We start from the raw sequence: 20,300 nt of genomic DNA, 5'->3' as shown, positions 1-20,300 counted from the left end.
AGTCTGGATTGCTTCGTCGCAAGAGCTCCTCGCAATGACGGGAGAGGTTCACTCCCCGATCAGCTTCATCCACTCGTCCTCAGTCAGCACCTTGACGCCGTGCTTGTTGGCCTCCGCGAGCTTCGAGCCCGCGCCGGGGCCGGCGACGACGAGGTCGGTCTTCTTCGACACCGAGCCTGAGACCTTGGCGCCCAGCCGCTCCGCGGTCGCCTTGGCCTCGTCGCGCGTCATCTTCTCCAGCGAGCCCGTGAACACCACCGTCTTGCCGGCGACCGCCGAATTGCTCTTCGGCTTCTCGGCGTCGACGATCTCGACCTCCCTGGTCAGCCGCTCGACGATGCCGCGATTGTGGCTCTCGCCGAAATAATCGGCGATGCTCTTGATCACGGTGTCGCCGATCTGGTCGAGCGCGTCCATCTCGGCCATTGCCTCCTCGTCGCCCTTGGTGACCTTGAGGCAGGCGTCATGGAAGGCGTCCCAGGAGCCGTAGCCGCGCGCCAGTGCCAGCGCCGTGGTCTCGCCGACATGACGCATGCCAAGCGCGTAGATGAAGCGCTCCAGCGCGATTCTGCGCCGGCTCTCGATGGCGCCGAACAGATTGCGCACCGAGGTCGCGCCGTAGCCCTCGATCTCCTCGAGCTTCAGCTTCGAATTGCGCTTCTCCAGCGTGAAGATGTCGGCGGGCTCCTTGACCCATCCTTCGTCGAAGAAATACTGGAGCTGCTTCTCGCCAAGACCGTCGATGTCGAAGGCGCGTCGCGACACGAACAGCTTGAGGTGCTCGATCTTCTGATAGGGGCAGGCGAACTCGCCGGTGCAGCGCGCGCGCGACCCCTCTTCGCCCGTCGCGGTCTCCTCGCGCGTGACGTCGGTGTGCAGCGGGCACGGGCACTTCTTCGGGAACTGGAATTCCTTCGCGCCTCGAGGCCGCTTGTCGATGACGACGTCGACCACCTGCGGGATGACGTCGCCGGCGCGCTGGATCACGACGGTGTCGCCGATCCTGATATCGCGCCCCTCGCGCAGGACCTCGCCCTTGTTGCCGATGCCCTTGATGTAGTCCTCGTTGTGCAGCGTGACGTTCTGCACGATCACGCCGCCGACCCCGACCGGCTCGAGCTTGCCGACCGGCGTGAACGAGCCGGTGCGACCGACCTGGATCTCGATGTCGCGCAGCACCGTCATGGCCCGCTCGGCCGGGAATTTGTGCGCGATGCCCCAGCGCGGCGTGCGCGAGACGAAGCCGAGGCGCTCCTGCCAGTCGATGCGGTCGACCTTGTAGACGACGCCGTCGATATCATAGTCGAGCTCGGCGCGCTCTTCCTCGATGCTCTGGTGGAACGCGATCAACTCCTCGACGGAGCGGCACAGCTTGGTCAGCGGATTGGTCTTGAAGCCGCAGCGCTCGAACCAGTGGATCATGCTGCTCTGCGTATCCTCGGGCATCGCGCTCATCTCGCCCCAGGCATAGGCGAAGAAGCCCAGCGGACGCGAGGCGGTGATGGTCGGGTCCTTCTGCCGCAACGAGCCCGCGGCCGAGTTGCGCGGGTTGGCGAAGACGGTGTCGCCGGCGGCCTTCTGCCGCTCATTGAGCGCGAGGAACGCCTTCTTGGTCATGTAGACCTCGCCGCGCACCTCGCAGATGTCGGGAATGTTGCGGCCCTTCAGCTTCTGCGGCACGTCTTCGAGCGTGCGGATATTGGCGGTGACGTCTTCGCCGACCGCACCGTCGCCGCGCGTCGCCGCGGTCACGAGCTCGCCGCCCTCATAGCGCAGCGACATCGACAGGCCGTCGATCTTCGGCTCGGCCGAGAAGTTGATCTTGTCGTCGTCGAGCTTGAGGAAGCGCACGATGCGGCCGACGAAGTCGCGCACGTCCTCCTCGGCAAAGGCGTTGTCGAGCGAGAGCATCGGAACGGAGTGCCGGACCTTCTTGAAGCGGCCAGAAGGTGCCGCACCGACCTTTTGCGACGGGGATTCCGCGCTGACGAATTCGGGGAAGCGTTTTTCGATCGCGTTGAGGCGCTGACGCAGGGAATCGTATTCGGCGTCGGTAACGGTGGGCGCGTCCTCCTGATAGTAGCGCTCGTTGTGTCCCTCGATCTCGAGCGACAACCGCATGTGCTCGACCTTGGCCTGGGCCTTGGTGAGATCGGCGACGTCACGAAGCGGTTTTGTTTTTGCTGCTCTGGCCATGGTGCTTGGATACGACGGGGCGGGCGGGACGGTAAAGGCGGTAAAAGGCTCGTGCCCCGGACGCAGCGCAGCGCTGCTTCAGCGGTGCGCTGCAGAGCCGGGGCCCATGAGGCGGCATTCTGGGTCCCGGCTCGCGCTACGCGCGTCCGGGACACAAAATCAAGCCGTCGCCGCCTTGAGCAGGCGGTCCGCGGCCGCCCTCGCCTCGGCCGTGATCTCGGCCCCGGCGAGCATGCGGGCGATTTCCTCGCGACGATGGTCGGCGGCGAGCGCGTTGACGCGGGTCGCAACGCGCTTGCCCTTGTCCAGCGCATCCTTGGAGATCAGCAGATGCTGGTCGGCACGAGCGGCGACCTGCGGGGCATGTGTGACCGCCATCACCTGCACCTTGCCGGCGAGGCGTGCGAGCCGCGCGCCAATCGCGTCCGCGACGGCGCCGCCCACGCCGGTGTCGATTTCGTCGAACACCAGGGTCGGCGCCGAACCGCGGTCCGACAGCACCACCTTGAGCGCCAGCAAGAAACGCGAGAGCTCACCGCCGGAGGCGACCTTCATCATCGGCCCCGGCTTGGTGCCCGGATTGGTCTGCACCCAGAACTCGACGCGATCGAAGCCCTGCGGACCCGGCGCGGCCTCGTCGGTCGCGACCTGGGTCATGAATTTGGCGCGTTCGAGCTTGAGCGGCGCGAGCTCGCCATTGACCGCCTTGTTGAGCTTCTCGGCCGATTTCTGCCGCGCCGCCGAGAGCTTCTTCGCAGCAGCCGCATAGCGGCTATCTGCCTCGATCGCGGCCTGCTCCAGCTTCTTCAGGCGCGAAGCACCGGCGTCGATCAGCACGACGTCGGCGGCGTATTTGGCCGCAAGCGCGGCGAGACCATCGACCGGTGTCGAATATTTGCGCGAGGCGGCGCGCAAGGCGAATAGCCGCTCCTCGATACGTTCGAGCTCGGCCGGGTCGAAATCGGTTGCGGCAAGCGCCGCCAGCAGATGCTGGTCGGCCTCTTCCAGTGCGTTGATGGCGATGTCGATCGCCTTCACCGCCGGCTCGACCAGTGCCGGCGAATTGACGCCGCGGCGCTCCAGCCGGCGCACGGCGGCCGACAGCGCCGCAACCGGCGAATTGTGCCCGCCAACGACCTCCTGCGCCTCGCGCAGATCGGAGGCGATCTTCTCGCCCTGCATCATGGTGGTGCGACGATGGGCCAGCGAGGTCTCCTCGCCGTCCTTGGGCGCGAGCTGCTTCAGCTCGTCGGAGGCATGCCGCAAATAATCCGCCTCCCGCGCGGCACGCTCCATCCCGGCGCGATGCTCTTCCAGCTCGGTATTCGCGCTGCGGCGCGCATCCCAGAGTGATTCGACGGCCGCGACGTCCTTCTCGAGGCCTGCAAAGGCATCGAGCAGGCGGCGATGGGTGGCGGCATCGACCAGCGCACGCTCGTCATGCTGGCCGTGGATCTCGACCAGCGCGGTGCCGACCGCCTTCAGCGTCTGCACGCTGATCGACTGGTCGTTGATGAAAGCGCGGGTGCGGCCATCGGCGAGCTGGACCCGGCGGAGAATCATCTCCCCGGTATCGTCGAGCCCGTTCTCGGCCAGAATTTTCGTCGCGGGGTGATTCTTCGGGACATCGAAGACGGCGGTGACCTGCCCCTGCTCCGCCCCATGGCGCACGAGGCCGGCATCGCCGCGGCCACCGAGCGCCAGCGCAAAGGCATCGAGCAGGATGGATTTGCCCGCACCGGTCTCGCCGGTCAAAACCGCAAGTCCGGTGGCGAATTCGATATCGAGCCGTTCGATCAGGACGATGTCACGGATCGACAGACGCGCCAGCATGGAACCAGATTTCCTAGCCGAGTCCTACAGACCTATTTTCTTGAAGGTCCGGCTGATCCAGGACCCCTGATTCTCGCTCGGTTCGAGACCACCGGATTTTACAAGATTATAGGCGTCCTTGTACCAGCGGCTGTCAGGAAAATTGTGGCCGAGCACGGCGGCGGCGGTCTGGGCTTCGCCGACGATGCCGATCGACATATAGGCCTCGGTGAGGCGGTAGAGCGCCTCCTCGACGTGGCGCGTGGTCTGATACTGCGTCACCACGGTCTTGTAGCGGTTGATCGCGGCGGTGTAGTCGCGCTTCTCCATGTAGTAGCGGCCGACATTCATCTCCTTGCCGGCAAGCTGGTCGCGCGCGCCCTCGATCTTGGCCTTGGCGGAGGTCGCATATTCGGAGGTCGGATACTTGCGCACCACCTCTTCCAGCGAGGCGATCGCCTTCTCGGTGCGGGCCTGGTCACGGCTGATATCCGGAATCTGGTCGTAGTGCGAGGCGGCGATCAGGTACTGCGCGTAGGCGGCGTCCGGGCTGCCGGGATGCAGGGTGACGTAGCGGGTCGCAGCGCCGATGCAGCTGTCATAGTCGCCGCCCTGGTAGGACGCATAGGCCGACATCAGCAGCGATTTGCGCGCCCAGTCGGAATAGGGATGCTGGCGGTCGACCTCCTCGAACTTCTTGTTCGCCGCCTTCATGTCCTTCTTTTCATTCATGAGGTACAAGCCCTCATTGTAGATCTTGTCGGCGGGCTCCTCGACGAAGGTGTCGTCCTTCTGGGTGAACTTGTCCCACAGCGCGCCGGTGCCGCAGCCGGCCAGCGGCAAGGCCAGGACGAAAAGAGTCGCAGCCTGAAGCAGCCGACGGGTCCCGACCGGAGCTTTTGGAGAAACCAAGAGATATCCGCGCGTCATACGCTGTGCCGACATGAATTCAAGACCTGACGCCCTGTGATGCGGTGCCCGCCGGCCCATGATCCCCGTCACGGGCGCGAAATGTGACCGTGGTGCGCCTGCCATGCGACCACGCCGGTGTAACCGAAAAACGATCGTTAACCTACCGGATAGGCAGGCATTCCGCCCGGATTAAGGCGAACTTGCCGCAATCTTAGAGGATCATGGTTACCAGGAGTTTCCCGGATAAAGACGCCTCGCCATCAAACCGCGGCAGGCGGTCAGGACACGTCCGGCCCGTAGGCCGCGGCAATCCGGCCACCAACAATACCACTGCCAACCTCGACAACGGGACGGCTGGTGCGGCGGGCTGCCTCACCCTCGACCACCCGCCAAGCGGTACGGTCGGCGAGCATCGCGGTCAGGACGGCATGGTTGAGCTTGTGGCCGCCACGGACCGAGCGATAGGCGCCGAGCAGCGGCAGGCCGGCCAGCGCCAGATCGCCGATCGCGTCCAGAACCTTGTGGCGGGCGCATTCGTCGGCGTAGCGCAGGCCCTCGGTGTTGAGCAGCCGCTCCTCGTCGAACACGACGGTATTTTCGAAGGAGGCGCCGAGCGCATAGCCTGCGCCCCACAGCTTGGCGACATCGCCCATCAGACCGAAGGTCCGGGCGCGGCCGACTTCGCGGCGGAAACGCTCGGGGCTCACGTCGAAGCCATAGCTTTGCTGGCCAATGACGGGGTTGGTGAAATCGATCTCGACCTCGGCGCGGAAGCCGTTGGCGTAGGGCCTGAGCTCGCCGAAGGAGTCACCCATCTTGACCGAGATGGGCTTCAAAACCTGGATGAAGCGGCGCTGTGCCGGCTGGCTCACGACGCCGGCCTGATCGATCGCCGCAATGAAAGCCGCGGCGCTGCCGTCCATGATCGGCACTTCCGGGCCGTCGACTTCGATGATGGCGTTGTCGACACCCATGCCCCGCAGCGCAGCAAGCACATGCTCGGCAGTCGAAATCAGCGGACCGGTGCGATCGCCGAGGACGGTGGCGAAATCGGTTGCGACGACCTGCTCCGCGGTCGCCTGGATCTCGCGGTCGCTTCCCTCAAGTCCGGTGCGGACAAAGATAAAACCTGCATCGACAGGGGCAGGTCCGAGCGTAAGGGTCACGGGAAGACCGGAATGAACGCCAACGCCGGCCACGGTGGCTTGCGCACGAAGCGTTGTTTGCCGGCTAAATTTCATCAGGAACCGCCCCACTACGACCCACTGCGACTTATACGAGACCCGACTGACCGATCGAGATCGACCGTCCGAATCTCCGTATCCCCAAGTCACGGCAAACCATAGTCACTGCCCCAAACAGCGCCAACTCACGCTTTTTTACCGATTGTTACCCCAAACCCGCCGTATTCGCGCCAAGGCTTAACCAAATTGCGCCGAGGTTCGGGGCCGTTATCGGCAGCTTTACTGAACCACCGAACAGGTAATTAATGATTTAAAATCAGTTGCTTGAACGTGCAATCCGGATATGCACGGAGAATAAGGAAAGGCCCCGGCAAGCTTCCCGCCGGGGCCTTTTTGCGTCTGCCTTATTGTAACAATTCTCAGGTCGCCTGCCGCCGCAGGAAGGCCGGGATATCAAGATGGTCGTCTCCCTGTGGCGCCGGCGCAACAGGTGCGGGGCGGCCATGGGCGTCGAGACCCTGCGGCGCAGGACGACGAGCATACTCCGATACCGGCTCGCTTGCTGCGATCTGCTGCTGCACCGTCTTCTGCGGCTTGCGGTCCGGCAGCGGCGGCATTGCGGGACCAGCGGTCCGCGCGGCGATCGGTGCCTCGGTCTCCTCGTCCCGACGGCCAAGGCCGACATTGGCGAGGCGCTGGAGCAGCGACAGGCGGGTCTTCTGCGGGGTCTCGTCCTCGACCTCGCCACGGGCCTGACGAATCTCGGCCTGGGCCGGCATCGGCAGCTCATCGAGGCGCGGCATGCGCGGCGCGCGCGGCGGTGCACGCTCGGCCTGCGGCGGGATGAAGGTCTCGGGCGTCATCGGCTCCTGCATGGTCATCGATGCCTGCTCGGGCTCCGGAAACAGCGTCGGCTTCTGCGCGATCGGGCGAACGGTGACGTCGCCATAGGTCTGCGGCGCGGGCGCCTGCGGAACTTCGGCAACGGCAGCCGCGATGGCCGCAAGGGCGGCACGCTCGACATTGGGACGCGGCGCGACGGGCGCGGCGGCCGGGGTCTGCGCTTCCAGCTTCTGGGCGCGTTCGGCCAGGCGCTGGTTGTCGGCGCGGAGGCGCGCGGTCAGATCGGCGAGACGGCTCTCGGCAGCCGCTGCGGGAGCCGCGGGGGCCTGCTGCAGCTGCTGCGGCGCGGCATTCGCGACCGGAGCGGAAGTGGCCTGGCTGTTACGGGCGATTGCCGCCTGCTCGATGCCGGTGGCGACGACCGAGACGCGGATCAGGCCGTCGAGCGCTTCGTCGAAGGTCGCGCCGACGATGATGTTGGCGTCCTGATCGACTTCCTCGCGGATGCGGGTCGCGGCTTCGTCGACCTCGAACAGGGTCAGGTCCTTGCCGCCGGTGATCGAGATCAGGAGGCCCTTGGCACCCTTCATCGAGCTGTCATCGATCAGCGGGTTGGCGATCGCGGCTTCAGCGGCGGTCAGCGCACGCTTGTCGCCGGAGGCTTCGCCCGTGCCCATCATCGCCTTGCCCATTTCCCTCATCACCGCTCTCACGTCAGCGAAGTCGAGGTTGATCAGGCCTTCCTTGACCATCAGGTCGGTGATGCAGGCGACGCCCGAGTAGAGCACCTGGTCGGCCATCGCGAAGGCGTCGGCGAAGGTGGTCTTCTCGTTGGCGACCCGGAACAGGTTCTGGTTCGGGATGATCAGCAGGGTGTCGACGACTTTGTGCAGCTCGTTGATGCCGGCTTCCGCGGTGCGCATGCGGCGGCCGCCCTCGAAGTGGAAGGGCTTGGTCACGACGCCGACGGTGAGGATGCCCATGTCGCGCGCGGTCTTGGCGATGACGGGAGCAGCGCCGGTGCCGGTACCGCCGCCCATGCCGGCGGTGACGAACACCATGTTTGCGCCCGAGAGATGGTCGCGCAATTCGTCGATGACCTCTTCAGCGGCGGCCGCGCCGACATTCGGCTGCGAACCGGCGCCCAGCCCTTGCGTCACCGCGGTGCCCATCTGCACGATGCGCTGCGCCTTCGACATCGTCAGCGCCTGCGCGTCGGTGTTGGCGACCACGAAGTCGACGCCCTGCAGGCCCGCCGTGATCATGTTGTTGACGGCGTTGCCACCAGCGCCGCCGACGCCGAACACGGTGATCCGGGGCTTCAACTCGTGAATATCAGGAACGTTGATGCTGATGGTCATGTTTGCCTCTCGATCACGCGCGCGTGGGTTCGCCCCGGCCTGCGGCCGCGGGAGTTGGTGAAATCAGACATTTGTGGAAAGCGGTCATCAAAAGCCCTCGCGTAGCCATCGTCCGACCTTTCCGAAATAACCGCCGGTCCCTGTCTTGACCTGCTGCCGCGTATGCCGCGGTTCGACATGTTCGAGGTGAACATATTGCGGGTAGACGAGAAGTCCGGCCGGCACCGCGAACGCGGCGTTCTTCGCCTCGTTGGGCAGCCGGCCAAATCCGAGCGGACGACCGACCCGCACGGGCCGGCCGAGAATCTGTGTTCCGAGTTCGACGAGGCCGGTGAGCTGCGAAGCGCCGCCGGAGAGCACGACGCGGCCTTTGGGCTCTGCCGCGAAGGGCGAATCCTTCAGCTTGTCCCGAACCATTTCGAAGACTTCCTCGGCACGATGCTTGACGATGGTGGCGATGGTGGCGCGCGAAACGATCTGCGGCAGATCCTGGTCGTCACCGGCCGTCGGTACAGACATCAGCTCACGCGAGTCCGATCCGCCGGTGATGACGGTGCCGTATAAGGTCTTGATTCGCTCGGCATCGGCAATGGTCGCCGAGAGTCCGCGCGCAAGATCCATCGTGATGTGTTGCCCGCCGACCGCAAATCCGGCCGCGTGCACGAAGCGGCCGCCGGAATAGACCGCGATCGTGGTGGTGCCCGCGCCCATCTCGACCACGGCAGCGCCGAGATCGGCCTCGTCGTCGGTCAGCACCGACAGCCCGGCCACATAGGGGCTCGCTGCCATGGCTTCGACATTGATGTGGCAGCGCTCGACCGCCAGCATCAGGTTCCGCGCCACCGTGGCATCACAGGTGACGACGTTCATGTCGACACCGAACTGATGCGCGACCATGCCGCGGGGATCACGAATGCCCTTGACGCCGTCGAGCGTGTAGCCAACCGGCAGCGCATGCAGCACGGTGCGGCCCTCGCCGGTGGCGTGGCGCATGCCGGTGGAAGTGACGCGGCTGACATCGGCCGGCGTCACCGCGCCGCCGCGAATGTCGGCAGCGGCTTCAACCAACTGGCCCGCGAGCCGTCCGCCGGAGACCGACAGCAGCACCGACTCGACCCGCACCTTGGCCATTTTCTCGGCGAGCCCGACGGCCTGGCGCACCGCCTGCTCGCATTCGGCGAGATCGATCACCGCGCCGGCCTTCATGCCGCGCGACTGGATCTGGCTGTAACCGATCAATTCCACCGCATGGGTGCGGCCGCGCAAGGCTTCGCTCGGCGCCGACGGCTTCAGCCGCGCGATCATGCAGGCGATCTTGCTGGTGCCGATGTCGAGGCAGGCAACGAGGCCGCCGCGCTTGTGCGGCATCGGGCGCGTCTTCGGCGTCTGGGTGCGGTCAAGACCGGTCATACGGGATCGGCCTTCTTTTTCTTCTTGTCTTTGAACAGGTCGTCGCGCGCCTTGGCGGCGTCGTCGGACAGCTGCACCACCAGGCGGTCAGGCAGGCGCATATCGACCGCGACGATGTCCTTCGAGAACAGCCTGTCGTCCTTGTCGAATTTGGAGAGCGCGGCGAGTGCATTGCCGACGTCCTGCTCGGGCAGGCGGATGTCGAGGCCATCCTTCAGCCTCAGGTTCCAGCGCCGCTCACCGACATAGATCGCGGCCTTGGTCACCGAATTGACCTGCGGATAGCGCGCCAGCAGCGCCAGGAAGTCGCGGGCCTGCGTGTCGGCGCCCTTGCCGACCACGAGCGGCAGCGACAGGAACCGGCGCGAGACATAGGGTTCGAGCACGGCGCCGTCGTCGGCGATGACCGAGAGCCGGCCGGCCTCCTGCCACAGCGCGAACGCCTTGCGCTCGGTGATCTCGATCATGAGCTGGCCCGGATAGAGCTTCAGCACGGTCGCGTCCGCGATCCAGGGATTGGCCTTGAGCTTGTCACGGACGTCGTCGGCATCGAGGAACAGCAGCGACGAGCGGCCACTGACGCCGCCGGTTGCCAGAATCTCGTCCTGGGTGAGCTGCTTGCGGCCGTTGATCACAACCGAGGTGATGCGGAAGCCGGCCGAATTGGCCATGGCGTTGCGCGCGTCGCTGACCGCGGTGATGAAATCCTGCAGATGGCCGCCCTTGACGATGCCGAGGCCGCAGCTGCCGACCAGGAGCAGCACGGTCATGGTGATCCCGACCCGGCGCGGCAGATAGCGCTCGACCAGCGCCACCACGCGCGGCGGCGGCTCACGCTCGACGACGGCCTTGGCCTTCATTTTCTGCTTGGCAGCGGCGCGCTTCTCTTGAAGTCTTTCCTGGCGCTTGTCCTGCACCCACTCGCGCAGAAGCACGACCGCTCCGATAGCGGCCGCCTTCAGGTCAGCTTGGGGCCTCAGCGATCTCACAAACGACCGGGTGAGGCTTCCTGCACCATCCATTGCACGAGCTCATCAACAGTTTGCCCACGACACTGCGCGGGTCCTGGCGAACATGACGTCTCGGTCGTGCCGGGCCGGGTGATGGTCTTCGGGTGAAGAAACCGCTCCCCTTCAAAGCGTTCGCCGGTCGGGAACAACCCGAAACGGCTCACGCGCCGACAGCCAAAACGCCATATGCGCCGCCAGCGTTAACCTTCGGACGTCCTGGTAAACAAAAGGTAAAATTCGTTAACGCGGGATGCTTTTTGCCAAGGCAAGTGAGGCAGTTGCGCCACGATATCCGGCATTTTACCGGTTCTTGCTACCAAACCGGGCGTTTTGGCCGGTCCAGCCGTTAACCAATCCTAACTATTTCCGCACCCGCCGCACGGCGAGCTCGATCAGGTCGCGGAGGAAATCGACGAATGCGATGCCTTCGGCTTTCAGCGCCTTGGGGTAGAGCGAGGACTTGGTCAGCCCGGGGAGCGTGTTGGTTTCGAGATAGACCAGCCCCTTGTCCGAGACGATGAAGTCGGAGCGGGAATAGCCGGCGCAGGACATTGCCCGGTGCGCCAGCATCGCCTGCTCTTTCAGCGCGGCGGTGACCTCGGGCGAAAACCGGCCGGGGCAGATCTCCTGGGTCGTCGACAGCAGATATTTTGCGGCGTAGTCGAAACTGCCCTCGCCCGGAACGATCTCGATCGGCGGCAGCGAGATGATCGATCCATCCAGCCGCTCCAGCACGCCGCAGGTCGCCTCGATGCCCGCGATGTAGGGTTCGATCACATATTCTTCGTGCTCGGCCGCATTGCGGACGGCAACGAGATCCTGCTTCGCGTTGACGAAGATCAGGCCATAGCTCGAACCGTCGCGCGCCGGCTTTGCGATCAGCCGGCCGTATTCGGCGAAGGCCTCATCGATATTTTCGAGCGCGATGCCCGCGGGCGGCGTCACGCCGCCGAGCGTGGCAAAGCGCTTGGCTGCGATCTTGTCGAAGGCGAGATGCGAGGAAGCCGAGCCGGAGCCGGTGAACGGCACGCCGCGCGCTTCGCACATCACCTGCAATTCGCCGTTCTCCGCGCTGCCCCCATGCAGGCTGAGCACGAGGACGCGATCTTCCGCCTTGGCCTTGTCCAGCGCCTGCGCCAGCGGAATGCCTGACGTGCCTGGCTTGAATTCGTCCTCGAAGGGACGGGCATGTTCGAGCAACTGCTTCGACTGCACGACATGCACCTTGTCCTCGACGTCCCAGAACCAGAGCTCAGCCTCGGGCAGCGCCTGGTGCAGCGCTTGAGCCGACGCGACAGAGACCAGGCGTTCGCGATTGGAGCCGCCGAAGAGGATGGTGATGCGCATGTTCATAGCCTGAAATATCTCCAGTTCGTCATTCCGGGGCGCGACGAAGTCGCGAGCCCGGAATCCATAACCACAGCCTGGTATTATGGATTCCGGGCCTGCGCCTAACGGCGCATCCCGGAATGACGGTGATCATGAAACCCCAATCCGCTTGATTTCCCAGTGCAGTTCAATCCCGGAATTCGCCTTCACGCGTTCGCGCACGGTCTCGCCCAGCGTCTCGATGTCGTGCGCGGTGGCATCGCCGGTGTTGATCAGGAAATTGCAGTGCATCTCCGAGACCTGCGCACCACCGACGCGGAGGCCGCGGCAGCCGGCCGCATCGACGAGCTTCCAGGCAGAATGGCCGGGCGGATTCTTGAAGGTCGAGCCGCCGGTCTTTTCGCGGATCGGCTGCGCGGTCTCGCGGTGGCTCTGCACCTCCGCCATCCTTGCACGGATCGCCTCCGCATCCCTGATCTCGCCGCGAAAGCGCGCGGACGTGAAGATGATGGATGGATCGACGCCGCTATTGCGGTAAACGAACTTCATGTCGGCGTTGGAGAAGAGGTGCTTGGTGCCGTCGCGCCCGACCCCGCGCGCCTCGATCAGCACGTCCTTGGTCTCGCCGCCATTGGCACCCGCATTCATGCGCAGCGCGCCGCCGATGGTGCCGGGAATGCCGAAGAAGAATTCGAGCCCGCCGATATTGGCGCCAACGGCGACCTCCGCCACGCGCTTGTCGAGCGCAGCCGCCCCGGCGGTGACGACATCGCCGCTCGCGGTAGCTTCACCAAACGCACGCGGCGCGAGGCGGATCACCACGCCCGCAATGCCGCCATCGCGCACGATCAGGTTGGAGCCGACGCCGACCACATAGACCGGAATGTCACTTGCGAGGTGCGCGAGGAAATAAGCGAGATCGTCCTCGTCCGCCGGTGTGAACAGCACCTGCGCCGGCCCGCCGACGCGAAACCAGGTGAGCTCGGCCAGCGACTGGTTCGCGAGCAGCCGGCCGCGGAGGTCAGGCATTGCGGCTTTCAGCGAGGGGGTGATGTCGGGAAAGCTCACCGCGCTACCCCAGCGCCTTCAACTGGTCCGGCAGTGCATAGGCCCATTGCGTGATGTTGCCGGCGCCGAGGCACACGACGAGATCGCCCGACTTCGCCAGTCCCTTGACGATGCCCGGAAGCTCCGTCGCCGCCGGCAGCGGGATCACCTCGCGATGACCATGGGCGCGCAGGCCTGCGACGAAATGGTCGCGATCGACACCGTCGATCGGCGTCTCGCCGGCCGCATAGACATCGGCGACGACCACCGCATCCGCGTCGTTGAAGCAGGTGCAAAATTCCTCGAACAGCGATTGCAGGCGGGTGTAGCGATGCGGCTGCACCACGGCGATGATCTTGCCGTTGGTGGATTCCCGCGCCGCCTTCAGCACTGCCGCGATCTCGACGGGGTGATGGCCGTAATCGTCGATCACGGTGACGCCGTTCCATTCGCCTGTCTTGGTGAAGCGGCGCTTGACGCCGCCGAAGCCCGCGATCGCCTTGCGGATCGCCTCGTCCGAGACGCCGAGCTCGCGCGCCACCGCGATCGCGGCCGTCGCGTTGGAGGCGTTGTGGCGGCCCGGCATCGGCAGCATCAAATCAGCAATCTCGTGCACGGCGCCGGTCTTGCGATCGCGGAACGCGACCTTGAATTTTGATCCGCCACCCATGGGCGTCAGGTCGAGCAATCGCGCGTCAGCCTGCGGGTTCTCGCCGTAGGTGATGATGCGGCGATCCTCGATCTTGCCGACGAGGCTCTGCACCACGGGATGATCGATGCACATCACGGCAAAGCCGTAGAACGGCAGGTTCTCGACGAAATGCCGGAATGCGTCCTGCACGGCCTCGAACGTCTTGAAGTGATCGAGATGCTCGGGATCGACATTGGTGACGATCGCGACATCGGTCGGCAGCTTGAGGAACGTGCCGTCGCTCTCGTCGGCCTCGACCACCATCCAGTCGCCGGCGCCGAGACGTGCGTTGGAGCCATAGGCATTGATGATGCCGCCGTTGATCACGGTCGGATCAAGCCCGCCGGCATCGAGAAGCGTCGCGACCATGGTGGTCGTGGTGGTCTTGCCGTGAGTGCCGGCAATCGCGACACAGCTCTTCAGCCGCATCAGTTCGGCCAGCATCTCGGCGCGCCGCACCACGGGAATGCGACGCTCGCGCGCCGCCATCAATTCCGGATTGTCGCGCTTGATCGCGGAGGACACGACAACGACGTCGGCGCCGTCGACATTCTCCGCCTTGTGGCCGACCGAGACCTTCGCGCCCTTCTTGCGCAGACGGTCGAGATTGTAATTGTCGGAGGCGTCCGAGCCCTGCACGGCATAGCCGAGATTGACCAGCACCTCGGCGATACCGCTCATGCCGATCCCGCCGATCCCGACGAAGTGGATGGGTCCGATCTCGCGCGGCAGTCTCATGCTCTGTTCCCTGACCTTGCCGCCGAAAACGGCGGCGTCCGGCTGACATCACGGCCAAATCAGTCGCGCCGTCCCTACTGGATGCCCCGCTTTGGAAGACGAAGACAAGGGCTTTTTCGCGTCAGATTCCCGCGACCTTCACCACCAGATCGGCCAGCCGCTCGGCGGCATCGAGCCGGCCTGCCGCCTTCGCCGCCGAAGCCATGGCGGCGAGGCGCGCCGGCTCGGCGGCAAAGGCAGAGATCTCGGCGGCGAGACGGTCGGGCGTGAACTCGGTTTGCGGGATGCGGATGGCGCCGTCGACCTTGGCCAGCACGCCGGCATTGGCGAACTGGTCCTGGTCGATCGAGCCCGGCAGCGGCACCAGGATCGAGGGCCGGCCGATCGCGGCGAGCTCGGCCACCGTGCCGGCGCCGGAGCGCGATACCACGAGATGATTGGACGCCAGCCGCGCCGGCAGATCCGTGAAGAACGGCGCGAGCTCAACATTGATCTTGAGCTTGTCGTAGACCGCGCGCACGCGGCTCATGTCCTCGTCGCGCACCTGCTGGGTCAGGATCAGCCGTCCCCACAGCGCGGGCTCGAGCCGTTCGATCGCGTCAGGCACGATATCGGCCATGATGCGCGCGCCCTGGCTGCCGCCGACCACGAGCAGGCGCAACGGTCCGTTCACTTCGGGTGCGGAATATGGCACCGCCGCTGCCGCAAGAACCGCCGGCCGCATCGGCGTGCCGACTGTCGTGGTCTTTGCCGACAGCGCGGGATCGCGGTCGAGCACGCCCGGCAGCGACGTTGCGATAGCGCGGACACGGCCCGACAGGAAGCGGTTGGCGCGGCCGAGCACGGCATTGGCCTCGTGGATAATCCCGGGCACGCCTGCGAATTTCGCGGCGACCAGCGGCGGCAATGTCGGATAGCCGCCGAAGCCGACGACGGCGGCAGGCTTCAATCGCTTGATCAGACGGTACGCCGAGAGTGTGCCGGTGGCGAGCGTGAGGCCGGCATAAGCGATCTGAAGCGGATTGCGTCCGCGCGCGGTCTCGCTCGCGACGACGTCGATCATGTCCTTGCTGAACAGCCCGCTATAGCGCAGCGCGCGCTCGTCGGTAACGAGGCGGACGCGAAAGCCGCGCCGGATCAGTTCGACACCGAGCGCCTCGGCCGGAAACAGATGGCCGCCGGTGCCGCCCGCGGCGAGAAGAATCAAGGGGGAATTGTCCATGGAGGCCGTATTTACAGGGAAAGGGTGATCATTGCGAGCCAGCTACCAGAGGCTCGTGCCCCGGGCGCAGCGCAGCGCGCCGCACGGCGTGGTGCGCTGCTGAACCGGGGCCCATGGTTGCGGCGATCTGGATCCCGGCTCTGCGCTTCGCTTGTCCGGGACACGAGAGCGGTTAAGCGTAACTTCGCATCGCCTCGGCGTGGCCGCTCGCCTCGACCTCCGTGCGTGGGCGCAGCCGCGTCAGGGCCAGCATCATGCCGACGCCATAGGCCAGCGACACGATCGATGAACCGCCATAGGAGATGAATGGCAGCGTCATGCCCTTGGCGGGGATGAGCTGGAGGTTGACCGACATGTTGATCGCCGCCTGCACGCCGAACAGGATGGCAAGGCCGGAGGCCGCAAAGCGCGAGAACATGTCCTCATTGGCATAGGCGCGCGACAGCGTGCGGATCACGACGAAGGCGAACAGCGCCAGCATGGCAAGGCACAGGATGATGCCGAACTCTTCGGCGGCAACCGCAAACACGAAGTCGGTGTGACTATCAGGCAGGCTGCGCTTGGCGATGCCCTCGCCCGGCCCGAGGCCGAACCAGCCTCCGTTGTAGAAGGCCTCCATTGCGGTATCGACCTGGAAGGTGTCGCCCGAGGCCGGGTTCATGAAGCGCTTGATGCGGCCGGCAACGTGCGGAACGAAGAGATAGGCGCTGAACAGGCCGGCGGCGCCGAGGCCTGCCAGGCCAAACACCCAGATCATCCGCATGCCCGCAATGAAGAACAGCGAGCCCCATACCATCAGGATCAGCATGGTCTGGCCGAAGTCAGGCTCCATCACCAGCAGCGAGACCAGCATCAGCAGCAGCACCAGAGCCATCGAAGTCGCCGGCATCTCGGGCCGCTTGGTGGATTCCGCAAACAGCCAGGCCGCGATGACGACGAAGGATGGCTTTGCGATCTCGGAGGCCTGGATGTTGACGCCGACGAGCGTGATCCAGCGCCGCGAGCCCTTCACCTCGGGGCCGACGGCGAGCGTCACCACGATCAGGATGATGCTGATGGTGAAGATGATCAGCGCCGAGCGCCGGATCGAGCGCGGCGACAGGAAGGACACCCCGATCAGCACCATGAAGGACGGCGCCAGGAACATCACGTGACGATTGAAGAAATGAAAGGGATCGAGCCCGATGCGGGTCGCGACCGGCGGGCTCGCCGCCAGCGACAGGATGACTCCGGTTAGCATCAGCGCCAGGATGGCACCCATCAACGGCTTGTCGACGGTCCACCACCACTCGGAAAAGGGGGTGCGTTCTTCACGGGAGAGCATGGGCGGCCGCTTTCGGACAGAGGTCCGTCCATTGGTCGCCGAGGTTGGTTACCGGGGGGTTAATAGATCGTTCACGTTTTGAAGAGTCTCGTGCCCCGGACGCAGCGCAGCGCTCTTGCGGTGCGCTGCAGAGCCGGGGCCCATTGCGGGTCCCGGCTCTGCGGAGCGTCACTTCGTGCCGCACCGCGTCCGGGACACGAGAGACCTACTCGTAGACAATCGCGACATCCCCCGCGCGCTGATCGCGCTTGTAGACCTCTCCTGGCTCGGGAATGAAACCCACCCTCACCGCCCGCTCGCTGCTCCAGGCGACGACCACCTCGAGATGCCCGCGGACGCTGACAAAGGTCGGCGTGCTCTCGGGCGAGAACGTGCGGCCGCGAGCTATTATGCTGGCTTGCGTGCTGTCGGGCGCCGTCGCTCCGCACGACTTCCAGACCACGACAACCAGCTGACCGCCGCTCGGGGAGGCAAAGGCCCGCTGGCGAACGACGCGGCATGCACCGAAGCCGCTCATGACGTTGTCAATGAGGACAACACAGAGGAAACCGACCGGAACGGCAAGAGAAGCGACGATTCCGATCCAGCGTCGCCGCGACATTCTCACACCACCGGCTTCACACCCGGCAGTGCCTGCACCAGCTCGCGGAACCTGGTGCCGCGGATCTCGAAGTTGCGATACTGATCGAACGACGCGCAGGCCGGTGACAGCAGCACGACAGCATCGACGAGACCGGAGGCTTCCGCATCGCGCGCGGCGTGCGCGACGGCAACATCGAGCGTCTGGCTGATCTCGTGCGCGACCGTGCCGAGAGTGCCGGAAAACTCCGGCGCGGCTTCGCCGATCAGATAGGCCTTGCGGATGCGCGGGAAGAAGCCGGTCAAACTGGTGATGCCGCCGGCCTTCGGCTTGCCGCCGGCGATCCAGAAGATGTCGGCAAAGGACGACAGCGCGTGCGCCGTGGCGTCGGCGTTGGTGCCCTTGGAATCGTTGACGAACAGCACGTTGCCGCGGCGGCCGACCTGCTCCATGCGGTGCGCCAGGCCCGGAAAGCTGCGCAAACCGTTCTGCAACACGTCGAGGCTGATGCCCATTGCAAGCGCAGCTGCCGCCGCGCAGGCCGCGTTCTGCGCATTGTGCAGGCCGCGCAGCGAACCGATGCCGCCGAGCGTCGCGATCTCGCTGCGGGCGCCGCCCGCGGTCCGCACGATGCTGCCGTGCTCGACATGAACACCGGTCGCGAGCGGGTTCTTGACGGAAATGCGCACCACATTCTTGCCGGCGCGGTCGAGCCGGTCGGCGATGTCGCGGCAATAGCCGTCATCGACGCCGACGATCGAGGTGCCGCCTGCCTGCACGTTGGCAACGAGGCGTTCCTTCACTTCAGCGTAATGCGCGATCGTGCCGTGACGATCGATGTGATCCTCGCTGACATTGAGCAGGATGCCGACGGAGGGATCGAGCGAAGGCGTGAGGTCGATCTGATAGGACGACATTTCGATGACGTGGACGCGCCCCATGCGCGGCGGCTCCAGCGACAGGATCGCAGTGCCGATATTGCCGCCCATCTGGGTATCGTAGCCGGCGACTTTCGTTAAGTGAGCAATCAAGGCCGTCGTGGTCGACTTGCCGTTGGTGCCGGTGATGGCGACGAACGGCGCGTCCGGCGCGTGGCGGCGCCGCTCGCGGCAGAACAGCTCGATGTCGCCGATCACCTCGACGCCGGCCTCGCGCGCTTTCAGCACGCTCCAGTGCGGCACGGGATGCGTGAGCGGAACACCGGGCGCGAGGACGAGCGCGGCGAAATTCGACCAGGAGACGCTGCGCAGATCCACTGTGACGAAACCGGCCTGTGCCGCCTTGGCGACGTTGTCGGTATTGTCGTCGGCCGCGACCACATCGGCGCCGCCGGCCTTGAGCGCGTGACAGGAGGCCAGCCCCGAGCCGCCGAGGCCGAACACCGCGACCGTCTTGCCGGCAAAGGATGTAGCGGGGATCATCGTGCGACCGTCAGCGCAGCTTCAGCGTGGAGAGGCCGGCGAGCGCCAGCATCACCGAGATGATCCAGAAGCGGATCACGATCTGCGGCTCGGTCCAGCCGAGCTGCTCGAAATGGTGGTGGATCGGCGCCATCCGGAAGATGCGTTTGCCCGTGAGCTTGAACGACACCACCTGCACGATGACCGAGACCGCCTCGAGCACGAACAGGCCGCCGATCACCGCCAGCACGATCTCGTGCTTCACCGCGACCGCGATCGCGCCCAGCATGCCGCCGAGCGCGAGCGAGCCGGTGTCGCCCATGAAGATCGAAGCTGGTGGGGCATTGAACCAGAGAAAACCGAGGCCGGCCCCTAACAGCGCGCCGCAGAGCACGGCAAGCTCACCGGTGCCGGCGACATATTTGATCTGGAGATAGTCGGCGAAGACAGCGTTGCCAGCGAGATAGGCGATCATCGCAAAGCTCGCGGTCGCGATCATGACAGGCACGATGGCGAGGCCATCGAGACCGTCGGTGAGGTTCACCGCGTTGCCGGCGCCGACGATCACGAAGGCGCCGAATACCACGAAGAACCAGCCGAAATGCAGCACCGTGTCCTTCAGGAAGGGTATGGTCAGCGCGGTCGAGGCGGGATCGCGGTTCAGCCGCACCAGCGCATAGCAGGCGACCAGCGCGATGATTGCTTCAATAAGCAGGCGCAGCTTGCCGCCGAAGCCGCTCGTGGTCTGCTTGGTCACCTTGAGGTAATCGTCGTAGAAGCCGACGAAGCCGAAGCCGAGCGTCACCGCCAGCACGATCCAGACGTAAGGGCTGAGCGGATTGGCCCACAGCACCGTGCCGACCGTGAGGCCGGACAGGATCATCAGCCCGCCCATGGTGGGCGTGCCCTTCTTGGCCAGATGCGATTGCGGACCGTCGGTGCGGATCGGCTGGCCCTTGCCCTGGCGAATGCGCAAGTGATCGATGATCCAGGGCCCGAACAGGAACACGAACAACGCGCCCGTGACGATGGCGCCGCCGGTGCGGAAGGTGATGTAGCGGAAGACGTTCAAGACGGTGCGCACTGCACCGAAGCCCGGAAATGTATTGGAGAGATCGATCAGCCAGTAAAACATTCAGTCGGTCCTATGGCGCCTTTCGCACGCGGCCTTCGCGGGTGGCCTCAACGTGTCTCACACGCATTCGCTGGTCTTCATCATGGGTCGGGCGACCTCAAAGAAA

15 protein-coding genes are annotated in these 20,300 nt (G+C 65.3%); all 15 read right to left on the bottom strand.

The annotated features are described in order from the left end of the window. Nucleotides 1–48 precede the first annotated feature (48 nt). The 15 genes from ligA to mraY all read right to left on the bottom strand — a co-directional run bounded on the left by ligA (nt 49) and on the right by mraY (nt 20,194). Nucleotides 49–2,196 (bottom strand): NAD-dependent DNA ligase LigA, encoded by a 2,148-nt coding sequence (gene ligA / locus XH89_RS08580; RefSeq protein WP_194466653.1) that lies wholly within the window; start codon nt 2,194–2,196, stop codon nt 49–51. A gap of 159 nt (nt 2,197–2,355) precedes the next feature. Further along, nucleotides 2,356–4,029 carry a DNA repair protein RecN gene (recN, locus tag XH89_RS08575; protein WP_194466652.1) on the bottom strand — a complete coding sequence of 558 codons (1,674 nt, stop codon included), beginning with the start codon at nt 4,027–4,029 and terminating at the stop codon, nt 2,356–2,358. A 24-nt stretch (nt 4,030–4,053) separates the two neighbouring features. Beyond that, nucleotides 4,054–4,953: an outer membrane protein assembly factor BamD gene (locus XH89_RS08570; protein WP_194466651.1), complete on the bottom strand. Its 900-nt coding sequence runs from the start codon at nt 4,951–4,953 to the stop codon at nt 4,054–4,056. Between the two features lie 245 nt (nt 4,954–5,198). Further along, on the bottom strand, nt 5,199–6,161 hold the full coding sequence (gene lpxC, locus XH89_RS08565; protein ID WP_194466650.1) for a UDP-3-O-acyl-N-acetylglucosamine deacetylase: 963 nt from the start codon (nt 6,159–6,161) through the stop codon (nt 5,199–5,201). 362 nt (nt 6,162–6,523) lie between these two features. Next, nucleotides 6,524–8,308: a cell division protein FtsZ gene (gene ftsZ / locus XH89_RS08560; protein ID WP_194466649.1), complete on the bottom strand. Its 1,785-nt coding sequence runs from the start codon at nt 8,306–8,308 to the stop codon at nt 6,524–6,526. An 87-nt stretch (nt 8,309–8,395) separates the two neighbouring features. Beyond that, on the bottom strand, nt 8,396–9,718 hold the full coding sequence (gene ftsA / locus XH89_RS08555) for a cell division protein FtsA (protein ID WP_194466648.1): 1,323 nt from the start codon (nt 9,716–9,718) through the stop codon (nt 8,396–8,398). Beyond that, nucleotides 9,715–10,740 (bottom strand): cell division protein FtsQ/DivIB, encoded by a 1,026-nt coding sequence (locus XH89_RS08550; RefSeq protein WP_194466647.1) that lies wholly within the window; start codon nt 10,738–10,740, stop codon nt 9,715–9,717. Before XH89_RS08550 ends, ftsA begins: the two co-directional genes overlap by 4 nt. A gap of 348 nt (nt 10,741–11,088) precedes the next feature. Next, a complete protein-coding gene (locus XH89_RS08545) occupies nt 11,089–12,075 on the bottom strand; it encodes a D-alanine--D-alanine ligase (RefSeq protein WP_194468408.1) in 987 nt (328 codons plus the stop codon). Nucleotides 12,076–12,207: 132 nt separating this feature from the next. Next, a complete protein-coding gene (gene murB / locus XH89_RS08540) occupies nt 12,208–13,125 on the bottom strand; it encodes a UDP-N-acetylmuramate dehydrogenase (RefSeq protein WP_194466646.1) in 918 nt (305 codons plus the stop codon). Nucleotides 13,126–13,129: 4 nt separating this feature from the next. After that, nucleotides 13,130–14,533: a UDP-N-acetylmuramate--L-alanine ligase gene (murC, locus tag XH89_RS08535; RefSeq protein WP_194466645.1), complete on the bottom strand. Its 1,404-nt coding sequence runs from the start codon at nt 14,531–14,533 to the stop codon at nt 13,130–13,132. A 121-nt stretch (nt 14,534–14,654) separates the two neighbouring features. Further along, a complete protein-coding gene (murG, locus tag XH89_RS08530) occupies nt 14,655–15,755 on the bottom strand; it encodes an undecaprenyldiphospho-muramoylpentapeptide beta-N-acetylglucosaminyltransferase (RefSeq protein WP_194466644.1) in 1,101 nt (366 codons plus the stop codon). Nucleotides 15,756–15,927: 172 nt separating this feature from the next. Continuing rightward, nucleotides 15,928–17,079 carry a putative lipid II flippase FtsW gene (ftsW, locus tag XH89_RS08525; RefSeq protein WP_194466643.1) on the bottom strand — a complete coding sequence of 384 codons (1,152 nt, stop codon included), beginning with the start codon at nt 17,077–17,079 and terminating at the stop codon, nt 15,928–15,930. A gap of 205 nt (nt 17,080–17,284) precedes the next feature. After that, a complete protein-coding gene (locus XH89_RS08520) occupies nt 17,285–17,596 on the bottom strand; it encodes a hypothetical protein (protein WP_194466642.1) in 312 nt (103 codons plus the stop codon). An 86-nt stretch (nt 17,597–17,682) separates the two neighbouring features. Beyond that, nucleotides 17,683–19,080 carry a UDP-N-acetylmuramoyl-L-alanine--D-glutamate ligase gene (murD, locus tag XH89_RS08515; protein WP_194466641.1) on the bottom strand — a complete coding sequence of 466 codons (1,398 nt, stop codon included), beginning with the start codon at nt 19,078–19,080 and terminating at the stop codon, nt 17,683–17,685. A gap of 10 nt (nt 19,081–19,090) precedes the next feature. Continuing rightward, nucleotides 19,091–20,194: a phospho-N-acetylmuramoyl-pentapeptide-transferase gene (mraY, locus tag XH89_RS08510; RefSeq protein WP_194466640.1), complete on the bottom strand. Its 1,104-nt coding sequence runs from the start codon at nt 20,192–20,194 to the stop codon at nt 19,091–19,093. Nucleotides 20,195–20,300: the final 106 nt, after the last annotated feature.

The organism is Bradyrhizobium sp. CCBAU 53340 (genome assembly GCF_015291645.1).
In the GTDB taxonomy this organism is placed as follows: domain Bacteria; phylum Pseudomonadota; class Alphaproteobacteria; order Rhizobiales; family Xanthobacteraceae; genus Bradyrhizobium.
Note: the sequence above shows the minus strand (reverse complement) of the source record. Positions and strands in the feature narration are given on the sequence as shown.